6 protein-coding genes and 1 riboswitch are annotated in these 6,140 nt (G+C 33.9%); of the genes, 1 reads left to right on the top strand and 5 read right to left on the bottom strand.

Features of this window, described 5'->3' with window-relative positions:
* Window positions 1–38 precede the first annotated feature (38 nt).
* Genes CN288_RS24605 through CN288_RS24595 form a run of 3 tightly spaced genes read right to left on the bottom strand, consistent with a single transcriptional unit; the run spans window position 39 to window position 2,435 of the window.
* Window positions 39–206 carry a FeoB-associated Cys-rich membrane protein gene (locus CN288_RS24605; protein WP_026593847.1) on the bottom strand — a complete coding sequence of 56 codons (168 nt, stop codon included), beginning with the start codon at window positions 204–206 and terminating at the stop codon, window positions 39–41.
* Window positions 207–222: 16 nt separating this feature from the next.
* Window positions 223–2,211, bottom strand: a complete 1,989-nt coding sequence (feoB, locus tag CN288_RS24600; RefSeq protein WP_090688162.1) for a ferrous iron transport protein B — start codon at window positions 2,209–2,211, stop codon at window positions 223–225.
* On the bottom strand, window positions 2,208–2,435 hold the full coding sequence (locus tag CN288_RS24595; protein ID WP_026593849.1) for a FeoA family protein: 228 nt from the start codon (window positions 2,433–2,435) through the stop codon (window positions 2,208–2,210). The genes feoB and CN288_RS24595 overlap by 4 nt, the downstream gene beginning before the upstream one ends.
* Window positions 2,436–2,626: 191 nt before the next feature.
* Window positions 2,627–2,728: riboswitch (TPP riboswitch) on the top strand.
* 95 nt (window positions 2,729–2,823) lie between these two features.
* Here CN288_RS24595 and thiT point away from each other — a divergent pair.
* The gene (gene thiT / locus CN288_RS24590; RefSeq protein ID WP_026593850.1) at window positions 2,824–3,426 is read left to right on the top strand and encodes an energy-coupled thiamine transporter ThiT; all 603 of its coding nucleotides are present in this window, start codon (window positions 2,824–2,826) and stop codon (window positions 3,424–3,426) included.
* A 223-nt stretch (window positions 3,427–3,649) separates the two neighbouring features.
* Here thiT and CN288_RS24585 read toward each other — a convergent pair whose 3' ends face one another.
* The gene (locus CN288_RS24585; RefSeq protein WP_098303313.1) at window positions 3,650–5,449 is read right to left on the bottom strand and encodes a sensor histidine kinase; all 1,800 of its coding nucleotides are present in this window, start codon (window positions 5,447–5,449) and stop codon (window positions 3,650–3,652) included.
* A complete protein-coding gene (locus CN288_RS24580) occupies window positions 5,446–6,135 on the bottom strand; it encodes a response regulator transcription factor (RefSeq protein WP_026593852.1) in 690 nt (229 codons plus the stop codon). The genes CN288_RS24585 and CN288_RS24580 overlap by 4 nt, the downstream gene beginning before the upstream one ends.
* Window positions 6,136–6,140 lie beyond the last annotated feature (5 nt).

Genomic DNA, 6,140 nt, shown 5'->3' with positions numbered 1-6,140 from the left:
AACTTTTAGGGGTCACTTCAATTTCGCAAAGCTTTTTTCTATTTATTAACTACTTGCTCCATATCAGGACTACAACTATTCGACTGACATGACTTATTTAAGGAACATGCTGCGCACTTCCCTTTTTTACTTCTCTTCACAAAATTGAATAATGTATATCCTGCATAACCAAAAATAACAGCTCCAATGACAATATTGATTATCATTATGATACATCTCCTTCTAGAATCCGAGTAAAGATCCAACTTGGTATATAACGAGCGTTAATAGATAAGCAACAATAAGTGGATAAACAACAGAGAAAATTGTCCACTTTATAGATCCTGTTTCACGGCGAATAACAGCTACTGTTGCCAAGCACGGAACGTATAACAAAATGAAGAACATGAATGCATATGCTGATAACGCAGTATAGTGCGCTCCCATTACATTTCCTAATACATCTTCTTTCACCGCATAAATAATGGCCATTGTGGAAACAACAACTTCTTTTGCTAAAAATCCTGTTAATAAAGATGCCGCAGCTTGCCATGTTCCAAAACCGAGCGGTGCTAAAATCGGTGCCACAAAACCACCAATCATCGCTAAGAAACTATCTCCCATATCTACGCCAAATCCTGATGGACCTGCATAATTTAATAACCAAATCACAACGGAACCACCAAAGATAAATGTACCCGCTTTACGAACGAAACCTTTTCCTTTTTCCCACGTACTAAGCCATAATGTTTTTGCTTGGGGCACACGATAAGGTGGAAGTTCAATAACAAAAATTGATTTTTCTTCTTTTAAAACAGTAAGAGACATTACCTTTGTAACAAGCAAAGCAAGAACAATACCAACAATATATAAAGAAAATACAACAGTCGCTTGGTTATGAGGGAAAAAGACTCCCGCAAATAATGCATATACCGGTAAACGTGCTGAACAAGACATAAACGGCGTTACTAAAATTGTAAGTAGCCTCTCTTTCTCTTGTTCAATCGTTCTTGCCGCCATAATCCCTGGAACGTTACAACCAAAACCGATAATCATTGGAATAAATGCTTTCCCGTTTAAACCAAAGAATTCCATAATACGATCCATCACAACTGCAATACGAGCCATATATCCTGAGTCTTCTAATAACGAAATAAAGAAAAATAATGCAAAGATTTGTGGAACGAATACTAATACAGCACCAACACCGGCAATAATTCCTTCTGTAACGAGCGCTTGAATAAAATCAGAGGCCCCAATAGTTGTTAAACCCGCTGTTACCCAATCGGTGAGTTGACCGCTGAAAAATTCATCCAGCATATCCGATAAAGGTGTTCCAATCCACGTAAACGTAACCTGAAAAATAAAAAACATAACAGCTAAAAAGATTGGAAGTCCTAAAACTTTATGTGTGATTAACTGATCAATTTTTTCTGAAAAAGGAATTTTCCCTTCCTTCTCATGCTGAATCACATTTGTTTTTAACTTTTCAATATACGCTGCACGTGAACGATAAATATGTTGTTCCAGCGTTACATCAATTTCTTCCTCTAATTCTGATCGAATCGCTATAAGTTTTTCATACACCGGCAATTTCTTTACTTCTTGTTCTACTACTCCATTATTGCTTAAAAATTGAAGTGCAAGCCACCTTGGATTCTCATAATTTTCCTTAGTTAAAAACTCCATGATATCTGCAATTCCTGCATCTATTTGTTTACCATATGAAATACTGAAGGGCTTTTGCTCTTTTTGCTCACTCTCATGTAGGGTTGCAAGTAACTCTTTGCAGCCTTTTCCACTTCTCGCAACAACAGGAACAACTGTTACTCCTAATATTTCTGATAACCTGTTCACATCGATAATAATTCCACGCTGCTTTGCTACATCAATCATATTTAAACCGATGGAAACTGGTTTACCAAATTCTAATAGTTGCAATGTTAAATGCATATTGCGCTCAAATTGAGAAGAGTCAACAATATTTAACATATGATGAAATTCTTCTGTTAGTAGAAAATTTGTAACAACACCTTCATCACGAGAAACCGGATTTAAATCATATATACCTGGTAAATCAATTAATGTCCCTTGCTTATCTTTTAACTTACCGACCTTCTTTTCTACTGTTACCCCGCTCCAGTTTCCTACATATTCATAAGAACCTGTTAGCGCATTAAATAATGATGTTTTCCCCGTATTCGGATTCCCTAGCAATGCAACTTTATTCACGCTAATTCCACCTTTATCATTTTCGCGTCACAATGACGAATACTAATTAATTGTCCACGGCACTCTAGCGTACACGGTCCCTTAAACATTGCTTTTTGTTTCATACGAAGTTCACTTCCTTCTGAAAGACCAAACGCAGCTAATCTACGCTTTAATAACTTATCTAACGATTGTATATTTTTTACAAGTACTGTTTCACCTATTTTAATATCAACTAAACTCATAATCTTCCCCCTCGAAGAGAATGATAATTATTTTCATGAAAATTATATCATATTCTATGAATCAAGTACTATAGCTTTCCCTTCATAGTTATTAACATTTTTGCACAATTATATTTAAATAATTGTCATAACAGATTCATTTGCCATTCTCATCCATTTCGATTACACTGAACCTAACAAATAAAGAATCTCGTTATCACAGGGGGAGCCTCGTTGCTGAGAGGGAACAATTCGTTCCGACCCTTAGAACCTGTTAGTTAATGCTAACGTAGGAATTGTGCAAGCGTCGAAATACATATACCTCATCATTTTCTACTTACGTATTTCATATCTCCCTATGGTAAATTATTCTTTTTTTGTGCAACTAAGATTTAGGGGGAATAAGAACATGCGTAACACCAATTTACAAGCGATGATTGAATCTGCAATCCTTGCAGCCTTCGCCTTAATCATCGACATTTTACCAATCTCGATTAAACTTCCAACAGGCGGTTCCATTTCATTTGCTATGATTCCTATTTTTATTATCGCATACCGCTGGGGATTTAAAACGGCTTTCTTCGGTGGCTTAATTTGGGGACTACTGCAAATTGTATTCGGAGATGCTTATATTTTAACGCCAGTTCAAGCGTTTATTGAGTACTTCGTTGCATTTGCTTTTATCGGTTTTGCTGGATTATTTTATCAACCTATTCAGCAATCAATGGCGAATAATCAAGGTAAGAAAGCAATGGTCTATATTGTTATTGCTACACTCATTGGTAGCTTAGCACGTTATTTCTGTCATTTTATTGCCGGGGTTATCTTTTTTGGGAAATACGCACCGCCTGGACAATCGGCTGTTCTTTATTCATTGATTGTGAACGGTAGTACAATGCTTGGTTCTTTCGCTTTATGTACAGCTTTACTAATGCTTCTATTTACAACAGCTCCACGCTTATTTAAAAGTATTGGTGCACATAATTTGAATTCAAAAAATACGGTTGCCTAAATGGCAATCTTATTTTTTATTTAATGAGTTATGTCAATAATAAAAACAATAAATACACATAAGAATATAAATACCATTACACTTAGTAAATTACTATTCATGGCTAATCTACTCCTTGTAAACCTTATTTTTTATATAAATTATACGTGTAGAATATAAAGATAAAGTAAAGATGCTATCAAAATAAAATTAAGAAATAATAAAAAAGTGTAGAATTTCGTTTCTACACTTTTTTATGTAAATAAAAGTAAAACAGTACACCATCTACTGTATTATCTACACCATATTCCACACCATGAAGTTCTAAAATATTTTTAGAAATGGCGAGCCCTAGTCCTGTTCCACCTTTTGAGCGCTGACGAGCTGTATCGATCCGATAAAACCGATCCCAAATCTTATCTAATTGTTCCGCTTCAATATGAGCGCCTTTATTTTCTATACAAATCTTTATTCGATTCAGTTCATCTCTTATAGAAATAATAATATCCTTTTTTTCAGGTGTATAACGGATTGCATTCGTTACAAAATTTATAATTACTTGTTCGATACGATGTTGATTTGCAACAACTTCGATTGGCAAAAGGCATTTATGAACATTCAATTCTTTTTTCGCTATTTCTAATGATAGTTGTTCACATATATGCTCAATAACTCCATCAATATAAAAAATATCCATTTTCATTTTATACGTACCAGACTCAAATTTAGCTAACTCCAGCATATCCAAAATTAACATATCCATCTTATCGACTTCTTTTTCCATTGCCTGAAAATAATACTCTTTCTTATGCTCTGCCACCCCATCTTTTAAAATAGAAATGCAACTTTTCATAATGCTTAGCGGAGTTTTCAATTCATGCGAGACACCCGAAATAAATTCTTTTCGTGTGTTTTCTAACTTTCTTTCTTTTTCGATGTCTTGTTCCAATTGTTCAATATGTGAATGGAGCGTATTAGACAACATATTAATATTTTGTGATAAATCACCAATCTCATCTTTTGAAGTAATGGGGATTCTTTCAGTGAAATCTAAATTTGCGATTTTTTTCGTTGTGTCGTTTATTCGTAATAATGGTTTGGCAATTTGTTTTGAATAATAGAAAGAAGCTAGAAAAATAAGTACTAATACAAATGCAATGATATATATATAATAATCCTTCACCATTTGCACCGCTTCATCTACTGGCTGCAAGGAAGCCATTGCGAATATATATGTTAACGAACCATCTTTTTCTTTTATTGGTTTAATTAATAATTTATATTTTATATCATTTTTTTCATAGTCATTTACTCTTAAGGTATCATTATTATCTTCATTTTCATTTAACAGTAATTCTGCTTGAAATTCTTTTATACTTTCCAAAAACAAAGTATTTTTATAAATTGGATTCACTACCCCTTTACTATCAGGCAGTTGCACTTTTGTAATGGTTCCCCCAAAAACAGTACTAGGAAATTGTGCAGCACTTTTTCTTTCCTCTTTCAGCTTAAGAGCCATTTCATTTACTTTCTTATCTAAAGGCTTGTTGGACCAATTTATACTTCCCTTGCTTACATTTAATACAGCAGGGACAAATGTAGAATCTTTATCTATCCCATAAATTGAAATTTGCAACCCTGAAAAATACGGGAGTTTTTCATTTTCAACCTCTTCTATCGCCATCAGATAATAGAGAGGGATTGTAATGTTTGTTTTTCCAAGTTCCTTCTGCGATAGCCGATCCAACTTTACCTCTAAATAAAAATCATCTGCATGTTTTAAATTGCCATCACTATCTAACGTCGTAATCCATGTATTATTTTCTCGATAAAAATCTTGTTCCAGTTTCTGAATAGCTTCAGTGTTACTATTATTCAAATAATCTCTCTCAAAAGAGCTTATATTCGTTTTAATATCGTTCACCTTTCGGTTTGCATAATATTGTTTGAAAAATATTGTTTGTCCAATAAATATTGTTGCTAGAATTAGCATACATAAAGCCGCTGTAAGAATAAATAATTTGAGTACAATCCCTTTTCTCATACATTCCCCTCAAATTTATACCCCATCCGAACAACAGTTGTAATATGCTTTGCTTTATCACCTAATTTATTTCGTAAATTACGAATATGGCTATTCACAGTCCGATCATCACCAGCAAATTCATATCCCCAAATTCTTGAAATCAACTGCTCTCTCGTAAGAACAATCCCCTGATTTTGCATAAAATACGTTAATATTTCAAACTCTGTATGTGTTAAATTAATATCCATTCCATCTATCATAACAACGCGAGAAGGAAAATGAACATAAATTCCATGAATAGATAATGTATCATTTTCATTGTCCGAAGACTTACTTATAGTTGCCCTACTTTCCAGCAATCGTTTCGCCCTTGCCAATAAAATAGGCGGACTATATGGCTTTGTTACATAATCATCTGCCCCTAGCTCAAATCCAAGTAATGTATCATCCTCATCTACACGTGCTGTCAGCATAATAATTGGCACTTGAGACGTCTTACGGATCCTTCGACAAACAGACCAACCATCTAATTCTGGTAACATAATATCAAGAATAACTAAATGAACTTCCTCTTCTTCAAACAAGAATAAAGCTTCTTTTCCATCTCTTGCCTCAAGTACTTGGTATTGCTCATTTAAAAAATAATCTTTCAAAATTTCACGTAAAATATCTTCATCCTCAACAATCAAAATTGTTTTTGACATATTCT

This window comes from Bacillus sp. AFS023182, assembly GCF_002560575.1.
GTDB classification, from domain to species: domain Bacteria; phylum Bacillota; class Bacilli; order Bacillales; family Bacillaceae_G; genus Bacillus_A; species Bacillus_A arachidis.
Note: the sequence above shows the minus strand (reverse complement) of the source record. Positions and strands in the feature narration are given on the sequence as shown.